The organism is uncultured Pseudomonas sp. (assembly GCF_943846705.1).
Taxonomy (GTDB): domain Bacteria; phylum Pseudomonadota; class Gammaproteobacteria; order Pseudomonadales; family Pseudomonadaceae; genus Aquipseudomonas.
The window spans coordinates 3,669,299-3,687,690 of record NZ_OX044366.1 but is presented as its reverse complement, the minus strand read 5'-3'; the positions used below and the strand labels follow the sequence as shown (position 1 = coordinate 3,687,690).

At 58.2% G+C, this 18,392-nt stretch carries 14 protein-coding genes; 4 read left to right on the top strand and 10 right to left on the bottom strand.

Features of this window, described 5'->3' with window-relative positions; all coding sequences use genetic code 11:
- Positions 1–409 precede the first annotated feature (409 nt).
- The 4 genes from alaC to acnB all read right to left on the bottom strand — a co-directional run bounded on the left by alaC (position 410) and on the right by acnB (position 6,474).
- A complete protein-coding gene (alaC, locus tag Q0V31_RS17200; RefSeq protein ID WP_298189740.1) occupies positions 410–1,636 on the bottom strand; it encodes an alanine transaminase in 1,227 nt (408 codons plus the stop codon).
- A 219-nt stretch (positions 1,637–1,855) separates the two neighbouring features.
- Positions 1,856–2,434 (bottom strand): ANTAR domain-containing protein, encoded by a 579-nt coding sequence (locus Q0V31_RS17195; RefSeq protein WP_298189738.1) that lies wholly within the window; start codon positions 2,432–2,434, stop codon positions 1,856–1,858.
- 1 nt (position 2,435) lies between these two features.
- Complete coding sequence (locus tag Q0V31_RS17190; RefSeq protein WP_298189736.1) at positions 2,436–3,632, bottom strand: CmpA/NrtA family ABC transporter substrate-binding protein; 1,197 nt, start codon at positions 3,630–3,632, stop codon at positions 2,436–2,438.
- A gap of 232 nt (positions 3,633–3,864) precedes the next feature.
- Complete coding sequence (acnB, locus tag Q0V31_RS17185) at positions 3,865–6,474, bottom strand: bifunctional aconitate hydratase 2/2-methylisocitrate dehydratase (RefSeq protein WP_298191122.1); 2,610 nt, start codon at positions 6,472–6,474, stop codon at positions 3,865–3,867.
- A gap of 407 nt (positions 6,475–6,881) precedes the next feature.
- On the opposite strand from acnB, the gene Q0V31_RS17180 reads away from it, so the two are divergent.
- On the top strand, positions 6,882–7,358 hold the full coding sequence (locus Q0V31_RS17180) for a DUF1289 domain-containing protein (RefSeq protein ID WP_298189734.1): 477 nt from the start codon (positions 6,882–6,884) through the stop codon (positions 7,356–7,358).
- Positions 7,359–7,408: 50 nt separating this feature from the next.
- On the opposite strand, the gene Q0V31_RS17175 is transcribed toward Q0V31_RS17180, so the two are convergent.
- Together Q0V31_RS17175 and Q0V31_RS17170 are read right to left on the bottom strand one after the other, a co-directional pair.
- A complete protein-coding gene (locus Q0V31_RS17175) occupies positions 7,409–8,278 on the bottom strand; it encodes a universal stress protein (RefSeq protein ID WP_298189733.1) in 870 nt (289 codons plus the stop codon).
- A gap of 502 nt (positions 8,279–8,780) precedes the next feature.
- Positions 8,781–9,644, bottom strand: a complete 864-nt coding sequence (locus tag Q0V31_RS17170) for a universal stress protein (RefSeq protein WP_298189731.1) — start codon at positions 9,642–9,644, stop codon at positions 8,781–8,783.
- A 242-nt stretch (positions 9,645–9,886) separates the two neighbouring features.
- On the opposite strand from Q0V31_RS17170, the gene miaE reads away from it, so the two are divergent.
- Positions 9,887–10,492: a tRNA isopentenyl-2-thiomethyl-A-37 hydroxylase MiaE gene (gene miaE, locus Q0V31_RS17165; RefSeq protein WP_298189729.1), complete on the top strand. Its 606-nt coding sequence runs from the start codon at positions 9,887–9,889 to the stop codon at positions 10,490–10,492.
- Between the two features lie 157 nt (positions 10,493–10,649).
- On the opposite strand, the gene Q0V31_RS17160 is transcribed toward miaE, so the two are convergent.
- Both Q0V31_RS17160 and Q0V31_RS17155 read right to left on the bottom strand, forming a co-directional pair.
- The gene (locus Q0V31_RS17160; protein WP_298189728.1) at positions 10,650–11,378 is read right to left on the bottom strand and encodes a UDP-2,3-diacylglucosamine diphosphatase; all 729 of its coding nucleotides are present in this window, start codon (positions 11,376–11,378) and stop codon (positions 10,650–10,652) included.
- On the bottom strand, positions 11,375–11,869 hold the full coding sequence (locus tag Q0V31_RS17155) for a peptidylprolyl isomerase (protein WP_298189726.1): 495 nt from the start codon (positions 11,867–11,869) through the stop codon (positions 11,375–11,377). The genes Q0V31_RS17160 and Q0V31_RS17155 overlap by 4 nt, the downstream gene beginning before the upstream one ends.
- 189 nt (positions 11,870–12,058) lie before the next feature.
- On the opposite strand from Q0V31_RS17155, the gene Q0V31_RS17150 reads away from it, so the two are divergent.
- A complete protein-coding gene (locus Q0V31_RS17150) occupies positions 12,059–13,723 on the top strand; it encodes a glutamine--tRNA ligase/YqeY domain fusion protein (RefSeq protein WP_298189724.1) in 1,665 nt (554 codons plus the stop codon).
- A 62-nt stretch (positions 13,724–13,785) separates the two neighbouring features.
- Positions 13,786–15,168 carry a cysteine--tRNA ligase gene (gene cysS / locus Q0V31_RS17145; protein ID WP_298189723.1) on the top strand — a complete coding sequence of 461 codons (1,383 nt, stop codon included), beginning with the start codon at positions 13,786–13,788 and terminating at the stop codon, positions 15,166–15,168.
- Between the two features lie 58 nt (positions 15,169–15,226).
- Here the strand turns inward: cysS and Q0V31_RS17140 are convergent, their stop codons facing one another.
- Positions 15,227–16,138, bottom strand: a complete 912-nt coding sequence (locus Q0V31_RS17140; RefSeq protein WP_298189722.1) for a polysaccharide deacetylase family protein — start codon at positions 16,136–16,138, stop codon at positions 15,227–15,229.
- Positions 16,139–16,362: 224 nt separating this feature from the next.
- Positions 16,363–18,228, bottom strand: a complete 1,866-nt coding sequence (locus Q0V31_RS17135; RefSeq protein ID WP_298189719.1) for a sigma-54-dependent Fis family transcriptional regulator — start codon at positions 18,226–18,228, stop codon at positions 16,363–16,365.
- Positions 18,229–18,392 lie beyond the last annotated feature (164 nt).

The following is an 18,392-nucleotide window of genomic DNA, read 5'->3' as shown; positions in this document are numbered from 1 at the left end:
AGTCGGTTGGGTTTGGTCTGTTTTTATGGTTTAAATGCCCTGCAGGAGTTCTGCGAAAAAGTATAGCTGCTGATAAGGATTTCGCATTATCAGTTGGCTTGTATTTTTATATGCGGCGGCTACATGAGCAGCGGATTCAACTACGTGCACGGCTATTAAGTACGGGGTGTCTGAAGGCTGGTTTGTGCTTGCTAATAATGTGTTGCATGCAAAGTTGAAGTCAAAGCGTTGGATGTGGTGGGGGCATAGTGTAACGTTGTTATGTATGTTTTTGGATGTCGTTATTCTTGTTAGTGAGCGGCTCGGGGCCTTAAGGGGGCTTTGTATAGCTTCAGGTGAGGCTAAAACTTTGGTTAATTCAAAACTTATCAAAAGTGGTAGAGGGCACCCTAAGGTGCCCCCTGCCAGGTTACTCGTCGCCCTTGGCTTTTTGCCCGGGTAACAAGCCATCTGCGCGGAACATCGCCTTGATCCCGCGAATCGCCTGACGGGTGCGGTCTTGGTTTTCGATCAGGGCGAAGCGCACATGGTCATCACCGTAATCACCGAAACCAATGCCAGGGGAGACGCAGACCTTGGCTTCCAGCAGCAGCTTTTTAGCGAATTCCAACGAGCCGAGATCGGCGTATTGCTGAGGGATTTTGGCCCAGACATACATCGAGGCTTTCGGGTTCTCGACCATCCAGCCCAGCTCATGCAGGCCCTTGACCAGTAGGTTGCGACGCTGGCGGTACTGTTCGGCGATATCGCGCACGCATTGTTGGTCGCCTTCCAGTGCAGCAATGGCCGCCACTTGCAATGGGGTGAAGGTGCCGTAGTCGTGGTAGCTCTTGATCCGTGCCAGGGCGTTGACCAGTTCCTTGTTGCCAACCATAAAGCCGATACGCCAGCCGGCCATGTTGTAGCTCTTCGACAGGGTGAAGAACTCCACGGCGATGTCCTTAGCGCCCGGTACCTGCATGATCGATGGGGCTTTCCAGCCGTCGTAGACGATATCGGCGTAGGCCAGGTCGTGAATCACCAGCACGTCGTATTGCTTGGCCAGGGTCACCACGCGTTCGAAGAAGTCCAGCTCCACACATTGCGCTGTGGGGTTGGAAGGAAAGCCAAGGATCATCATCTTCGGCTTGGGAATCGACTCACGAATCGCCCGTTCCAGCTCAGCAAAGAAGTCCACGCCCGGAACCAGCGGCACTGAGCGCACTTGTGCGCCGGCGATTACCGCACCGTAAATGTGGATCGGGTAGCTGGGGTTGGGCACCAATACGGTGTCGCCATGGTCCAGGGTGGCCAACATCAAATGCGCGAGACCTTCCTTGGAGCCGATGGTGACGATGGCTTCGCTTTCCGGGTCGATCTCGACCTCATAGCGGTCTTTGTACCAGCGCGAGATGGCACGGCGCAGACGCGGAATACCGCGCGAGGTGGAGTAGCCGTGGGTGTCTTCGCGCTGGGCCACTTGCACCAACTTTTCGACGATATGCGGTGGCGTGGCGCCATCCGGGTTGCCCATGCTGAAGTCGATGATGTCTTCGCCACGACGGCGTGCGGCCATCTTCAGTTCAGCGGTGATATTGAAAACGTAGGGGGGGAGTCGATCAATGCGCGCAAAGCGGCGCGGAGCTTGGTCAGCCATGCTTGCCTCGGATACGTAAGCGCCCGGAACCGTCCGAGCGACGTTGGCCAGTGCGCTGGCCAGGTGGCGAAGATAAGCGGGCAGGGCTCAGCTGTCCAGAGCAGCTGCCGTCAATCTTAGGGGTACAGCTGTAGGGTGGGTTGAGCGAAGCGTTAGCCACCGGATTAATCGGCGGGTAACGATGCGGCGCACCTCAATCCTGCTACATGCGTTGCGTTCTTAGCTGTCGAGCATATCGTGCATGGCGATGATCTGTTCGGCCACCTGCACCAGCTTTTGCTGGCGACTCATGGCCTGGCGGCGCATCAGGGTGTAGGCCTGCTCCTCGTCGCAGCTTTTCATCTTCATCAGCAGGCCTTTGGCCAGTTCGATGCGTTTGCGTTCGGCCAGCTGAGCGTCACGCGCCTGCAGCTGCGCGCGCAGCGCCTGATCGCTCTCGAAGCGGGCCATGGCCACGTCGAGAATGGGCTGCAGGCGTTGGGCATGAATACCTTCGACGATATAGGCGCTGACACCGCTCTGGATAGCCTGGCGCATCACACCGGGGTCGTGTTCATCAGTGAACATCACAATCGGGCGAGGCTTGTCGCGGCTGACCAGCACCACTTGTTCCATGACGTCACGGCCAGGTGACTCGGTGTCGATCAGGATCACGTCAGGGCGAAGCGCCTCGACCCGTGCCGGCAAGTCGATGGTCAAACCGGATTCATCGATGACTTCAAAACCCGCCTCGCTGAGGGCTATTTTCAGGCGACCGACTTTCTTCGCCGTGTCATTGATCAGCAGGATGCGCAGCATATTAACGGCTCTCCTGTTTGGCGCAGGTGGGGGCATCTGCCAGTGCGTGCAGGGCAAAGCTGCGTGCATAGCCGGCCGGGTCGCTACCGTCCCAAGTGTGCCCATCGAGTAACTGGCTGCTGCGCATTTCACCTGGTACGTCGATGCCGAGTGCCTCGGCCGCCTGTCGATAGAGCTCAAGTTGCTGTACCTGGCGGGCGATGGCTAGGTAATCCGGGTCTTCGATGAGCAGGCCCCAGCGGCGGAACTGGGTCATAAACCACATGCCGTCAGACAGGTAAGGCTGGTTGACCGTACCGCCCGCGTGAAAGCGCAATGGATGAGCGTCCTGCCAGGCATGGCCCAAACCATCCTGGTAGTGGCCGAGAAAACGCGGCTGGATGGCCGGTAGTGGCGCATTCACATATGCGCTGCCGCTGAGCAATTGCGCGGTGCTGCGTTGGTTTTCTTCACTCTCATCGATAAACCGGCTGGCTTCCAGTACCGCCATGATCAGGGCGCGAGCGCTGTTTGGGTGCTGCTCGGCAAATACACGGGTGCAACCCAGCACCTTCTCCGGGTGGTCGGGCCAGATCGCTTGGCTGGTGGTCAGGGTGAAACCCATCTGCTCATCCACGGCCTGAGCACTCCACGGCTCGCCAACGCAAAAACCATCAATACGTTTGGCTTTGAGGTGGGCGAGCATTTGCGCGGGAGGCACGACCACGCTATCAACATCGCTCAGGGGGTGGATGCCTTGGCTGGCCAGCCAGTAATTCAGCCACATGGCATGGGTGCCCGTGGGGAACGTCTGGGCGAAGGTTAATTTTGCCCCAGACTGGTGCGCGTGCTGCGCCAGTGCGCCAGCAGTGCTCACGCCGGCCGCTTGCAGCGCCGGCGACAAGTTGATGCTCTGGCCGTTTTGATTAAGCCCCATCAGTACGGCCATATCCGTGCTGGGCGCACCGCCGAGGCCCAACTGCACACCGTAGATCAAGCCATACAAGCTATGGGCTGCATCCAGTTCGCCACTCAGCAGCTTGTCGCGCAGGGTCGCCCAGGAGGCTTGGCGCTGCAGATTAAGGGTTAGGCCATGTTTCTCGGCGAAGCCTTGGGTGGCTGCAACAATGACTGAGGCTGCATCGGTGAGGGCCATAAAACCGATATTCAGAACCGGCTTTTCGGGGCTATTGCGGCGATCGATGTGGTGCTCATTCATGCTGTTTTTCCGTACCCACATAAAAAAGGTGTCGCGCATAACGCCAGCTCGGGCTGGCGATACGCACGACACCGTTGTCGAGAGAGGCCGTTTCCGTCGCTGGAAAAGCTTTAGGCCTTCAGTCAAAGCAAGGCATATGCCATTTATCTGAGCGGGGTTAGCGAGGCGGAAAAGAAAAAGCCCCGCACTAGGCGGGGCTTTTCTTTAAACGTACAGCGTGATGCGTTGCTCGTTAAGCTTGCACGACCGGAATGTTGGCGTTCGCAGCAGCTTCACGGAACTCGGCGATCTGGTCGAAGCTCAGGTAGCGGTAAACGTCCGCTGCCATGGTGTCGATTTCCTTCGCGTAGACCATGTATTCCTCAACGGTCGGCAGCTTGCCGGTGATTGCCGCGACGGCCGCCAGTTCGGCTGAGGATAGGTACACGTTGGCACCATCGCCCAGACGGTTGGGGAAGTTACGGGTCGACGTCGAGACCACGGTGGAGTTCGCCTCAACGCGTGCTTGGTTGCCCATGCACAGCGAGCAGCCTGGCATTTCCAGACGTGCGCCGGCCTTGCCGAAGATGCCGTAGTAGCCTTCTTCGGTCAGCTGGTGCTGGTCCATCTTGGTAGGCGGCGACAGCCACAGGCGAGTCGGCAGCGAACCGTCGACTTTTTCCAGCAACTTACCGGCGGCGCGGAAGTGACCAATGTTGGTCATGCACGAACCGATGAACACTTCGTCGATCTTCTCGCCGGCAACGCTCGACAGCAGACGGGCATCGTCCGGGTCGTTCGGTGCACAGAGCACTGGCTCGTTGATCTCGGCCAGATCGATTTCGATGATCTCGGCGTACTCAGCATCTTTGTCGGCAGTCATCAGCTTAGGATCGGCCAACCAGGCCTCCATCGCTTGAGCGCGACGCTCCAGGGTGCGTGCATCGCCGTAGCCTTCGCCAATCATCCAGCGCAGCAGGGTGATGTTGGAACGCAGGTACTCGGCAATCGCCTTTTCCGGCAGCTTGATGGTGCAACCGGCAGCGGAGCGCTCGGCGGAGGCATCGGACAGCTCGAATGCTTGCTCGACCGTCAGGTCGTCCAGGCCTTCGATTTCGAGGATGCGGCCGGAGAAGGCGTTGACCTTGCCCTTCTTCTCGACGGTCAGCAGGCCTTTCTGGATGGCTGCGTAAGGAATCGCATGGACCAGGTCACGCAGGGTGATGCCAGGCTGCAGCTTACCTTTGAAACGCACCAGGATGGACTCTGGCATATCCAGCGGCATCACGCCGGTGGCTGCAGCGAACGCGACAAGGCCGGAACCGGCTGGGAACGAGATACCCATCGGGAAGCGGGTGTGCGAGTCACCACCGGTGCCGACGGTGTCCGGCAGCAGCATGCGGTTCAACCAGCTGTGGATGATGCCGTCGCCTGGGCGCAGGGACACGCCACCACGGGTGCGGATGAAATCCGGCAGGGTGTGGTGAGTGTTAACGTCGATTGGCTTTGGGTAAGCCGCGGTGTGGCAGAACGACTGCATCACCAGGTCAGCGGAGAAGCCCAGGCAAGCCAGGTCTTTCAGCTCGTCACGGGTCATCGGACCAGTGGTGTCTTGCGAGCCGACGGTGGTCATCTTCGGTTCGCAGTAGGTGCCAGGGCGTACGCCTTGACCTTCAGGCAGGCCGCAAGCCTTGCCGACCATCTTCTGCGCCAGGGTGAAACCCTTGCTGCTGGTAGCTGGTGGCTCAGGCAGTTTGAACAGGTCCGTTGGACCCAAGCCCAGTTCGGCACGGGCTTTCTCGGTCAGGCCGCGACCAATGATCAGCGGAATACGGCCGCCAGCGCGTACTTCGTCAAGCAGCACCGGGGTCTTCATTTCGAAGGTGGTGAGGACTTCATCGGTACCGTGCTTGCAGACTTTGCCAGCGTGCGGGTACAGATCGATCACGTCGCCCATGTGCATGTTCGAAACGTCGAACTCGATCGGCAAAGCGCCAGCATCTTCCATGGTGTTGTAGAAGATCGGAGCAATTTTGCTACCGAAGCAGAAGCCGCCCGCGCGCTTGTTTGGCACGTTCGGGATGTCGTCGCCGAAGAACCACAGCACCGAGTTGGTGGCGGATTTACGCGAGGAGCCAGTGCCGACCACGTCACCGACGTAAGCGATAGGGAAGCCTTCACCGCGCATGGCTTCGATTTGCTTCATCGGGCCAGTTACGCCTTGCTCGTCCGGCACGATGCCGTCACGGGCCATTTTCAGCATGGCCAGGGCGTGCAGCGGGATATCCGGGCGCGACCAGGCATCTGGAGCGGGGGACAGGTCGTCGGTGTTGGTTTCGCCAGTGACCTTGAATACGCGCAGGCTGATCTTCTCGGCCAGGGTTGGGCGGTTCTTGAACCACTCGCCGTCAGCCCAGGATTGCATCACGGCTTTAGCGTGAGCATTGCCATTTTTGGCTTTTTCAGCGACGTCGTGGAAAGCGTCAAACATCAGCAGAGTGTGCTTCAGTTGCTCGGCAGTCACGCCAGCCAGTTCGCTGTCGTCGAGCAACTCAACCATAGTGGCGATGTTGTAACCGCCCTGCATGGTGCCCAGCAGCTCAACAGCGTGTTGCTTGCTGATCAGCGGGGAAGTGGCTTCGCCTTTGGCAACGGCAGAGAGGAAACCGGCTTTAACGTAGGCGGCTTCATCGACACCTGGCGGTACGCGGTTGGTAATCAGGTCGAGCAGAAAAGCTTCTTCGCCGGCTGGCGGGGACTTCAGCAGCTCGATCAGGCCTGCGGTTTGTTCGGCGTTCAGCGGCTGGGGCACGATACCCTGAGCGGCACGCTCTGCTACATGTTTGCGGTAGGCTTCAAGCACAGTTATTACCCTCATCAGTGGTCCCAAAGGCTTGTCCGGGACGCGATCCAGATAAGCAACAAACCAAGCGCTTTGTGGCTTTATGGGCCGCTTAGCCGAGGTTTCGCTGCTTTCTTGCAGAAGCTGTTTTCAAAGTTTTACGCCGGCAGGACGGGCTGGATGAGGGCTGGTGCCGACACTTGAAGGGTGGCTCAAGGGTCGGCACCAACATCGAACCTGCAGGATTGACTGTGCTCGTGACGCTTTGAAAACAGCTTCCAACGGACATTGCTGCCTATAAAAGGCCGGCTGATTCTACTGGAAAGCTTTCGTAAAGTTAAGCCAAAGGCCCCGCTTATATAGGGGTGATCTGCCTTAGACAAAGGGCTAAGATGCCGGCCTGTCCGCCAGTGTTCATGTCTTTCGTTATGTCCAACCAACGCATCAAAACCCCTTGTGTAGGCCTGTGCTCCACTGTTTACGGTGATTTGGTCTGCCGTGGCTGCAAGCGCTTTCATCATGAGGTGATCAGCTGGAACGGCTATAGCGACGAGGAAAAACGTGCGATATGGCTGCGTCTTGAGGTGTTATTGGTGCAGGTGATGGCGGCAAAACTGGAAGTTTTTGATGCCGGCCTCCTGCGTATGCAGCTGGAACAGCGCAAGATTCGCTTTGTCCCACAGCAATCGCCTTATTGCTGGGCTTACCAGTTGATTGCCCGTGGCGCGCGGGTCATCAGCCAGTTGAACGCCTATGGCATGGTCTTGCTGCCGGAATTCCGTGATTGGGGCTTGCCGGAGCTGCGCGATGCCATTGATCGCGAGTTTTTCCTGCTGTCCGAGGCGCATTACCAGCGCTATATCGCTCCGGGTTTCTTGCACTCAGGCTTACAGCTGCACGATTAAGCCCCGGCAGCTGTAGTCCACGTGTGAGTTTCGAGCGTTATCCGCAAGCCTCATGCCGCACGCTGGCCACTTGGCTCAACCCGCTTGGCAGGCAGTTCATGGGGCTTGAGGATCAGTACGTCGCTGTCTAGCCGTTCGAGCACCGTCTCTGCGGTATTGCCAACCAGCATGCCCCCCAGCCCCCTGCGAGCAACAGTACCCAGCACGGTCAGCGCGGCTCCCTGTTCGCGGGCAACTCGCGGGATCAATGACTTGGCTGGGCCTTCAGCGATATGCAGGTGGCGCTCGGCGAGCGCGTACTCACGCTGGAACCACTGACACTGGTCATGACAGTGCTGGGCAATGGCCTGCTTGATGTGGATATCCGGATCGGCCAGGGGCGGCGCTGTGTATGCGCACACCACATGTAGCTCCGCGTGGAACAGGCGGCACAGGTCGGCGGTGTAATCGATGATATTGCCCTGTAGCGCCCGGTGCTCTTGGTCCTGATGATCGACGTCCATGGCCGCCAAGACGATGCTGTCCGTCCAAGGGCGCGCTGTTTTGACCAGTAGTAAGGGTGTTGGCAGTTCACGCGATAGCTGCCAGTCGTCCGCAAGCCTGAATAGCTGGCTCAGTAGGGGGCTGCGATAGTGCTGCTTGATCACCAAATCACACGCATGAAGCTGGTGCGCTGCGAGAATAGCGGCGTAGGCGTGCTGCGGTTGCCCTTGGACTTGCTCGCCCTGAACCCGGAAGCCTTCACCCCGCAGCGTGGTCAGCAGCCCATCGAGGTATTCGGCATGCTCCTCGCGTGGGTCGCAGAGCAATAGCTGGAGTTCTGCGCCCAAGGACTGGGCGAGTTGCTTGCCGCGTGCCAGGGCTAAGTCTTCGGCAGGGTCTGCATGCAGCATGACCAGGATTTTCTCAATCGTACGCATGGCAATCTCCTTCAACGAATGGAGGCGTGATTGCGGGCTGGCCACTCTTTACTCTTTGTGTCGATTAAAGGACGGCAGGTCTTGCTCGCGGAGTTAATGAACCTGGCGATTCATTGGCTTGATGAGTCAGTCCAGGCAATGAGTCGGTTGCAACAGTCGATTTTTAGACGGCCGTACTGGATGGTCATAAGGCCAAGTGTGGGGCTGGGAACTTATTGGTGCTCTTTACATGCAGGACAAGCAGCAAGCGCTGGATGTTGGTTGTCGTAAGCATGCGTCCCTACATTCACCGATCACTTGGTGGCGATAAAGGGCGCTCAAAGCGGCTATGCGATAAGCATCGGGCCTGGGAGGGCGGGGGAGTCGTGAGTGCCAACGAAAGTATTGATGCTGTCGGTCGATATGCCAAGGCATTCGGTCGGCTGGAGTATTCGCATTACGCCTTGAATATGTAGCGATTGGTTATACCAAGAGGCGGGCGCCTGTACGCCCGCCGCTGGGTTCAGCGCTGAGCAACCAGTTCCTCTAGGTGAGCAATGATGTCGTCCGGCTTGAGTATCAAGATGTCACTTTCCAGAGTGTCGAGAATCACTTCGGCGGTATTGCCGATCAAGGCCCCGGAAAGTCCGGTGCGGGCGACGGTGCCAATCACGGTAACGCCGGCGTTGAACTGGCGGGCGATCTGCGGAATCAATGAGTCCGCTGGACCTTCGGCAATATGCAGGCGTTCATCGCTGATGTCGTACTCAGTCTGGAATGCTTTGCACTGTTCCCGGTAGCGCGTTTCGATGGTCTCTTTTAGCTGGAAGGTCGGGTCGGCAGCTGAAAGCATCGGTGTGGGGTGAGCGCTGATGACATGCAACTCAGCCTTGGCCAGGGCAGCGATATCAAAGCCGTGGCTGACAATGCTGGTGTGCAGGGAGCGGTGTTCACTATCGGCATTGCCCACATCGACGGCCGCCAAGATGACGCTGCTGGTCCAGGGCTTATCGGTTTTAACCATTAACACTGGCGCGGGGCAGTAGCGCAGCAGCTTCCAGTCGCCGGGCGTCAGCAGGGCTTTTTTTAACGGGTTGTCGGGGAAGTGTTGCTTGATCACCAGGCCACAGCCTTCGGCCTGCTGCACATTGATGATGGTTTGGTGCTGGTTTTCATCCCAGGCCTGCTGGCTGGAGGTGCTAAAGCCTTCGCTATTAAGCAACCCGGTGAGGTCACTCAGGTAGCTGCTATGGTCACTCTTCTTGTCGCACACCAGTAAGTGCAGATGTGACTGGGTCACGCCAGCAATCAGTTTGGCGCGCTTTAGGGCCAGGTCCTCCGGGTGGTTGGGCTCCATCACTACCAGAATGCTGCGAATAGCTTGCATGATCGTCTCCATGTGCAGTCAATTGATCTAATTATCACTATAGATCGCTACCACCCGAGCGATGCTGATTGATGTCAATCGAGTGGTGGTTTGCGTGCTCAATCGTATAATGGCCGATCTCTAGCGATATCGCTGCTGCCGGCCTGGTTTTGTGAATTTATGTACCTGTTAATTGAAGCTGAACCCCTGCTGCACTGCTGTTTTTCTGTAATCAAACATTGCCAAGTTGCGGGCGTGTACTTATGAGCCTGCCTGAAATCCATGAATTCTTGGGTTGTCGTACGCCGGATGCCTGGATCACCGCTGCCTTGGCAAATCAGCAGACGCTGTTGATTGATCACAAGAACTGCGAGTTCAAAGCCGCCAGTACAGCGCTGAGCCTAATGGCCAAGTACAACACCTATGTCGATTTGCTCAACGCCATGTCGCGCCTGGCCCGTGAAGAACTGGTGCACCATGAGCAGGTGCTGCGCATCATGAAACGCCGCAAGATCGGCCTGCGCCCGGTGTCGGCGGCGCGCTATGCCTCAGGGTTGCGCAAAGTGGTGCGCACTCACGAACCCTACAAGTTAGTGGATACCCTGGTGGTCGGCGCGTTTATCGAGGCGCGCAGCTGTGAGCGCTTTGAGGCGCTGGTGCCGCACTTGGACGAAGAGCTGGGAAAGTTCTATTTCGGCTTGCTGAAAAGCGAGGCGCGGCATTTCCAAGGCTATTTAAAGCTCGCCTACCAATATGGCGAGGCCCGCGATGTCGATCAGGCTATCGAGCGGGTGAGGGCAGTGGAGCGTGAGCTGATCGAGTCGCCGGACACTGAGTTCCGCTTTCACAGCGGTATTCCGCCTGTCTGAAACAGCGGCGCATCTGAGCCGGCTTGTATGGCGGATGTTGCGCTTAGCATTGTTGTTGCAGGTCCTGTGCCTGTCTGGCACAGCGCCATCAGTTGAGAGGGTGGCTTAGGCCTGCCGCTCGTCACAAACGGCGCGGGTTTGCCGCAGGTGCCGGCAGTCAGTTCGCAGCCAGCTCGAAGGCGCTTTGCTGAAACCCTTGTCTGTCGACTTGCAGGGCCCAGCCCTGTTTGTCCCAGTCGCCGAGCACAATGCGCTGCGCCGTTTCGCCGTTGACCTGCAGTTGATGGGTGGCTGGGCGATGGGTGTGGCCGTGAATCAGCGTGCGCACACGGTGGGTGGCCATGATGCACGGCACTTCTTCTGGGGTTACGTCGACAATCTCACTGGCTTTCATACGGGTCTGCGTACGGCTTTCGTTGCGCAGTTTGCGCGCCAGTTTCTGCCGGCTGCTTAATGGCAGGTTGCGTAAGATAAACAAGGAGATAGGGTTGCGCAGCCAGCGGCGCAGCTTCATGTAGCTGACATCCTGAGTGCACAGGCTATCGCCGTGCATCAACAGTACGCGTTCACCGTTGAGTTCGATCACGCAAGGGTCGGGCAGTAAGGTGCAGCCCGCTTCTTGGCAGAAGGTTTTGCCAAGCAGGAAATCACGATTGCCATGCATCAGGTAGACGCGGGTGCCGCGCTCACTGAGTTGGCGTAAGGCCTGGGCAATCGAGCGTTGAAAGGGGCTTATGGCATCGTCGCCGATCCATACTTCGAAGAAATCTCCCAGGATATACAGCGCCTGGGCATCAACCGCGCGGGTTTCGAGGAAGCGCAGAAACGCCCGGCTGATGTCCGGGCGCTCCTGTTCAAGATGCAGATCAGAGATCAGTAAGATCACTCAACAATCTCGGCACGTTCGATTATCACGTCATCGACAGGCACATCCTGATGGCCGGATTTGCTGGTGGTTTCGACGCCTTTGATCGCGTTGACCACGTCCATACCTTCGACTACTTCACCAAACACCGCGTAGCCCCAGCCTTGTACGGTGGGCGCTGTGTGGTTAAGGAAGCTGTTGTCGCCAACGTTGATGAAGAACTGCGCGGAAGCCGAATGCGGCTCCATAGTGCGGGCCATGGCCACGGTGCCGATCTTGTTGGCGACGCCATTGTTGGCTTCGTTCTTGATAGTGGCGCGGGTAGCTTTCTGCTTCATGCCCGGCTCAAAGCCACCGCCCTGAATCATGAAATTGCTGATGACCCGGTGGAAAACAGTGTTGTCGTAATGACCGTCTTTAACGTACTGCTTGAAGTTGGCCACGGTTTCCGGGGCTTTGTCTTCGAACAGCTTGAGGGTGATAACGCCGTGGTTGGTGTGCAGCTTGATCATGTAGGTAATCGCTCTGTCGATAAATCCATGCGCCGCTTTAACAGCCACTGTTTGCGCACTAGGTAGCGGCAAGCAAAGGACATTGAAGCAGTTCGTGGGCCTGTCAGGGGATTGACAGCTTCGGCTATGATAAGCGCTTTGTTTTAGCCGGCCTACCCTGTGCCGCGCACCTGCATGATCAAGGACCCCATGAGCAAGCCAGAAACTGTCGCCGCCGCTAACATTTTTCGCCCCATCATCCAGGCCGACTTGGATGCAGGCAAGCACGCGAAAATCATCACCCGCTTTCCGCCGGAGCCCAATGGTTACCTGCATATTGGCCATGCCAAGTCGATCTGTCTGAACTTTGGCCTGGCCCAAGAGTTTGGCGGCGAGTGCAACCTGCGCTTCGACGACACCAACCCGGCCAAGGAAGATCAGGAATATATCGACGCAATCAAAAGCGACGTGCAGTGGCTGGGCTTCCAGTGGGCCGGCAAGGAGCACTATGCCTCTGATTATTTCGATCAACTGCACGACTGGGCGGTTGAACTGATCAAGGCTGGCAAAGCCTACGTGTGCGATCTGTCGCCAGAGCAGGCCCGCGAATACCGCGGCAATCTGACCGAGCCAGGCAAGAACAGCCCGTTCCGTGAGCGCAGCGTTGAAGACAACCTCGATCTGTTCGCCCGCATGAAAGCCGGTGAGTACCCCGACGGCACTCGCGCCCTGCGCGCGAAGATCGACATGGCCTCGCCGAACATGAACCTGCGCGACCCGATTCTCTACCGCATTCGCCATGCTCATCACCATCAGACTGGCGACAAGTGGTGCATTTACCCCAGCTACGACTTTACCCACGGTCAGTCGGATGCCATCGAAGGCATTACCCACTCGATCTGCACCCTGGAGTTTGAAGATCATCGCCCGCTGTACGAGTGGTTCCTGGCGCAACTGCCGGTGCCAGCGCAGCCGCGTCAGTATGAATTTGCCCGTCTCAACCTGAACTACACCATCACCAGCAAGCGCAAGCTCAAGCAGTTGGTCGATGAGAAGCACGTCAATGGTTGGGACGACCCACGCATGTCGACCCTGTCGGGCTTCCGTCGCCGCGGCTACACGCCGGCCTCGATCCGCTCTTTCTGCGACATGATCGGCGTCAACCGCGCCGGCGGTGTGGTCGATGTTGGCATGCTCGAGTTCGCCATTCGTGACGACCTCGACGCCAACGCGGCTCGCGCCATGTGCGTGCTCAAGCCACTGAAAGTGGTAATCACCAATTACCCGGAAGGTCAGGTCGAGAATCTCGAGCTGCCGCGTCACCCCAAGCAGGATCTGGGCGTGCGTGTACTGCCGTTCAGCCGCGAAATCTACATCGATGCAGGCGACTTCGAAGAAGTCCCGCCGGCTGGCTTCAAGCGCCTGATTCCGGGTGGTGAAGCCCGCCTGCGTGGCAGCTACGTGATCCGTGCCGATGAGGCGATCAAAGATGCCGAGGGCAACATCATCGAACTGCGCTGCAGCTACGACGAAAATACCCTGGGCAAGAACCCTGAGGGTCGCAAGGTCAAGGGCGTGATCCATTGGGTGCCGGCTGCAGAAAGCGTTGAGTGCGAAGTGCGCCTGTACGACCGCCTGTTCCGCTCCGCCAATCCGGAAAAGGACGAAGACGGCGGCAGCTTCCTCGATAACATCAACCCCGAGTCCTTGGTTGTGCTCAAAGGCTGCCGTGCCGAGCCATCCTTGGCTGAGGCGCTGCCTGAAGAGCGCTTCCAGTTCGAGCGCGAAGGTTATTTCTGCGCCGACATCAAGGACAGCAAACCGGGCGCGCCCGTGTTTAACCGTACCGTAACGCTGCGCGACTCTTGGGCTTAAGGCCTAGATGCTCTGATTAAAACCGGGCCGGCCTGCTGGCCCGTGGTTTCCAAGGAATCCCGATGCTCTCGATCTACAACACGCTGACCAAAAGCAAAGATGTCTTCAAACCGCTGGTGGGTAACCAGGTGCGCATGTACGTCTGCGGCATGACGGTTTACGACTTCTGTCATATCGGTCATGCGCGGGTGATGGTGGCATTCGATGTGGTTACGCGCTGGTTGCGTCATCGCGGCTTCGATGTGACCTACGTGCGTAATATCACCGACATCGACGACAAGATCATCAAGCGCGCCAATGACAATGGCGAGCCGTTCGAAGTGCTGGTTGAGCGCATGATTGCCGCCATGCACGAAGACGAGGCGCGCCTAAACGTGTTGCGCCCTGATCAGGAGCCGCGCGCCACTGATCATATCGCTGGCATGCACCAGATGATTCAGACCCTGATCGACAAGGGCTTTGCCTATGCCCCCGGCAATGGCGATGTGTATTACCGCGTCGGCAAGTTTGTCGGTTACGGCAAGCTGTCGCGCAAGAAGATCGAAGACCTGAAAATCGGCGCGCGTATTGAGGTCGATGAGGCCAAGCAGGATCCGCTGGATTTCGTGCTGTGGAAAGGCGTCAAACCCGGCGAACCAAGCTGGCAGTCGCCCTGGGGCGCTGGCCGCCCGGGTTGGCACATCGAGTGCTCGGTGATGTCCACCTGCTGCCTGGGTGAAACCTTTGATATTCATGGCGGCGGCCCGGATTTGGTGTTCCCGCACCATGAAAACGAGATCGCGCAGAGCGAGGCGGCCACTGGCAAGCTCTACGCCAATGCCTGGATGCACGCCGGTGCGGTGCGCGTGGACGGTGAGAAGATGTCCAAATCACTGGGCAACTTCTTCACCATCCGTGAGGTGCTGGAGAAGTACCACCCGGAAGTGGTGCGTTACCTGCTGGTGTCCAGCCACTACCGCAGCCCGATCAACTACTCGGAAGACAGCCTTAAAGAAGCTAAAGGCGCCCTGGAGCGTTTCTACAACGCGCTCAAGGGGCTGCCGGAAGCGGCTCCAGCGGGCGCTGAAGTGTTTGTGGAGCGTTTCGCCGCAGCGATGGACGACGATTTCAATTCGCCGGAAGCCTGCGCCGTGTTGTTTGAGATGGCCCGCGAGATCAATCGCCTGCGTGAGACTGATCTGCAGGCGGCGGCAGCTCTGGCCGCTCGTTTGCAGGAGTTGGCCGGTGTGTTGGGGGTTTTGCAGCTTGAGCCTGAGGCGTTTCTGCAAGCCGGTGCTGCTGGCAAGGTCGATGCCGCTGAGGTTGAAGCGTTGATCGCTGCGCGCCTGCAGGCCCGCGCCGAGAAGAACTGGGCCGAGTCCGACCGTATTCGTGACCAGCTCACGGCCATGGGCGTAGTGCTGGAAGACGGCAAGGGTGCGACCACTTGGCGTTTGGCTGACTAAGTCGCCGGTTAAAATAAAAAGGCCGCTTTCGAGCGGCCTTTTTATTGTGCGACGGTGGCTAATTCCACAGCCAGTTCCACAGCCCCGGCAGGCGTGCGTATTGCAATGGGTCGCCAAGGGCGCGCTTGAGAGCTGCACGTTGCAGGGCGTCGCGGTGGCCGTAGAACGGCTGCTTGTCGGTGGCCAGGCCCACCTCTGCAGCGACATCCAAGAGGATCTGCAGGTACTCCTGCATATGCCGCGCGGTGTAGGTATTGAGGTCATGGAAGGTCACCACCACCGGGATGACCCCATCAACCGTAGGCAGTGCGCCGACGTTGATCTGCTGCGCGGCCAGTGCCAGTTGATCACGTAAGTTGCTGCGCCGGCGCAGGCTGCCATTAATGCCCCAAGTCTTGCCGTCGTTCGCGCTCAAATCGGTCAATAACAGGCGCAGGCCGTGGGTCTGGTCGGCGGCGAATGTGCGCGCGTCGTAGTTCCAGAAGGGTGGTCGTACCAGGCGCGGGGCGGTACCGCTGATGGCAGTCAGGTCAGCCACGCCATCCTTCAGTGATTGTTTCAATACTGCCGGGTCGAGGAAGCGATGGTTGGCGTGCCCGGGGGTGGCGGTGTGAAAGCCCAGCAGGTGGCCCTCACGTTGCTGACGCCGCAACAGTGCCTGGCCCTGAGGGCTGCCACCTGCTCGGGTGGCGCGCGTTTGCACAAAGAACAGCGCCTTAATCCCCGGCTGAATCGGATTGTCCGCCAAGCTGTCGAGTATCTGTTCGGTTGGATTGTTGTCAGGGCTGGCGCTGGGGCCGTCATCGAAACTCAACAGAAAGCGTATGGGGTCGATTGCGGGATTTGGTTGCGGTGGTGCGATGGCTGCGCATGCGCTCAACAAACCGATGGTCAGCAAGGCGAAAGCACTAAGGCGTATTGGCTGGGGTACTTGCGGAAAAATCGATGTTGGCGTTGCAGGGTAACGCATCAGGTTTTAGCTCGAAAAGGGCGTGAGATTAGCAAGCTGGACGGTGCTGGACGGCAGCGGTGGGGCGCGGAGTCTATGCGGTCAGGGCCGCAGTGGGAACCTGTACGGGGTGGGTCAGCATGTATGCGCAGCTTCGACCGTGCCTGGGGCGTATAGATCCATGACTGCTGGATAAACCTGCGCGGCGTTCTTCAAATAGGTTTAAGGGGCTGTTGATGCGGGTTTCAACGTGTCGTTAGGCCCACTTCCCGTAGTCGTTTGTACAGCGTATTGCGACTGACGCCGAGGCGGCGTGCCAGATGGGAAATATTTCCGCCGCATGCCTGGTATTGGCTGGCCAGATCATTTTCGCCGGCTGCTGTATCAGGCTGCCGAGTGGTATCACGAATGACTGCGGCAGTGGCCTGCAGGTCGGCAAAAAAATCATCGGGTAAATGTTCGGGTCTGATCTGCTGGTCTTCGGCCATGGCCAGGGCAATTTGTAGCACGTTGCTGAGTTGGCGCAGGTTGCCAGGCCATGAGTGGCACTCGAACAGAGCCAACACTTCCGGGCTTATCCCGGCCCGCTGTTGGGGCTCGCGGTGATACTCCCAGATGCGTTGCACCATGGCTGCTTTATCCGTTCGCTCACGTAAGGGTGGCAGTTCAAGGTTGAGGCCGCTGATGCGGTAATACAGATCCTGGCGAAACAATCCGTTTTCGACATCTTGGCGCAACGGTCGGTTGGTGGCGGAGATCAAGCGGATATCCACGGGGTACAACTCACTGCTGCCGAGTGGCTGCACACAACGTTCCTGCAGCACACGTAGCAGGCGCGCCTGTACGCGCAGTGGCATGTCACCGACCTCGTCGAGAAACAGCGTGCCTTTGTGAGCTTTACGAATCAGGCCGATGCTGCCTTTTTGGTTGGCACCAGTGAACGCGCCTTTTTCATAGCCAAACAGCTCAGATTCCACCAGCTCGGCCGGAATGGCCGCACAGTTCACCGCAATAAACGCCTGACTGGCACGCGAGCTGGCGTGGTGCAGGGCTTTGACGAACACTTCCTTACCCACCCCGGTTTCGCCATGCACCAAAAACGGGATGTCTTTTTCCAGCAGGCGCTCGGCCTGGCGGATGGCTTTATCCACGCGCGGGTCGCCCAGGTTGAGCGAACTCAGGCTGAAGTTATCCGCCTGCACGTTTGTTGCGGTCGCGGCCGGCAGGCGAAAATCCCTGGCCTCAATCTTCGCCGCTTGCTGTGGGCGCTTGAGTTGCGCATGGAAGCGGAAGCGGCCACCGGCGCGCAAGTTAAAGGGCTGTGCTTCTGGTTGGTTGAGCAGTTTTTGCACAGAAATATCGAACAGGCTCTCTATATTCACCCGAACCAAACCCACACCGAGCAGGTTATCCGCACGGCGATTGGCGGATACCACCTGGCCTTGCTCATCAAAAATCACCAGCCCGGCCCAAGGGCTGCTGAGGTTGTCCAGACTGGTATTAAAGGTCAGCTGGAAATAGCGCTGCTGGAACAGGTTAAGGATCAGACGATTTTCCACCGACTGGCTCATCATCTTGACCATGCCCAAGGTGTGCGAGGCTGGCAGGTAGCTGTCGCTGGACACATCCAGCACCGCGATCATTTGCCGCTGCTCATCGAAGATCGGTGAGGCCGAGCCGGTCATAAAGCGGTTGGCCTTAAGGAAATGCTCATCGTGCTGGATATGCACCGCCTGGCCGCAACTCAGAGCGGTGCCGATGGCGTTGGTGCCGGTATAGCGCTCCAGCCAGGTGGCACCGGCCACAAACCCCGCGGCGCGAGTAGGCTCGATAAAGCGCTGATCACCCCAGGACTGCAGCACCTGACCTTGGTGGTCGGCCAGCATGATCAGGCAGTTGGAATTGGCCAGGATGGTGCCGTAATAGGGCAGCACTTCTTTGTGGGTGGTGTGCACCAGTGCGTGCTGGCTATCTAGCAGTGCGCTGACGGCGCCGCGCTCGGGTTGACTGAAGACTGGCGTGCTTTGGTGGGTCAGGCCGTAGTCGCGGCAGCGCGACCAGGAGTCCTGGATGATGGTCTCGTGGGGCAGGGCAGTAGCTGTGTCAGCCATGACAGAGGGGCACCTTGATTCTTATTGTTATGAGCCCCGGTCTGCGCCAGGGTCTTTGCAGTGTCGTCAAAGACTGTTCAATGTCAACGTTCAGCTGTTCATTTTGCGCTGTTCAATAGTGTTCATTTTGGCTGTGTAGTTTCTTTATTAATTTTTTAAGTTCT

Coding starts and splice junctions, on each gene's coding strand:
- Q0V31_RS17155 (WP_298189726.1), bottom strand. CDS start 11,869: ATGATCAAGCTGCACACCAACCACGGCGTTATCACCCTCAAGCTGTTC.
- Q0V31_RS17195 (WP_298189738.1), bottom strand. CDS start 2,434: ATGCTGCGCATCCTGCTGATCAATGACACGGCGAAGAAAGTCGGTCGC.
- Q0V31_RS17150 (WP_298189724.1), top strand. CDS start 12,059: ATGAGCAAGCCAGAAACTGTCGCCGCCGCTAACATTTTTCGCCCCATC.
- Q0V31_RS17190 (WP_298189736.1), bottom strand. CDS start 3,632: ATGAATGAGCACCACATCGATCGCCGCAATAGCCCCGAAAAGCCGGTT.
- Q0V31_RS17180 (WP_298189734.1), top strand. CDS start 6,882: ATGTCCAACCAACGCATCAAAACCCCTTGTGTAGGCCTGTGCTCCACT.
- cysS (WP_298189723.1), top strand. CDS start 13,786: ATGCTCTCGATCTACAACACGCTGACCAAAAGCAAAGATGTCTTCAAA.
- Q0V31_RS17135 (WP_298189719.1), bottom strand. CDS start 18,228: ATGGCTGACACAGCTACTGCCCTGCCCCACGAGACCATCATCCAGGAC.
- Q0V31_RS17175 (WP_298189733.1), bottom strand. CDS start 8,278: ATGCGTACGATTGAGAAAATCCTGGTCATGCTGCATGCAGACCCTGCC.
- alaC (WP_298189740.1), bottom strand. CDS start 1,636: ATGGCTGACCAAGCTCCGCGCCGCTTTGCGCGCATTGATCGACTCCCC.
- miaE (WP_298189729.1), top strand. CDS start 9,887: ATGAGCCTGCCTGAAATCCATGAATTCTTGGGTTGTCGTACGCCGGAT.
- Q0V31_RS17140 (WP_298189722.1), bottom strand. CDS start 16,138: ATGCGTTACCCTGCAACGCCAACATCGATTTTTCCGCAAGTACCCCAG.
- Q0V31_RS17170 (WP_298189731.1), bottom strand. CDS start 9,644: ATGCAAGCTATTCGCAGCATTCTGGTAGTGATGGAGCCCAACCACCCG.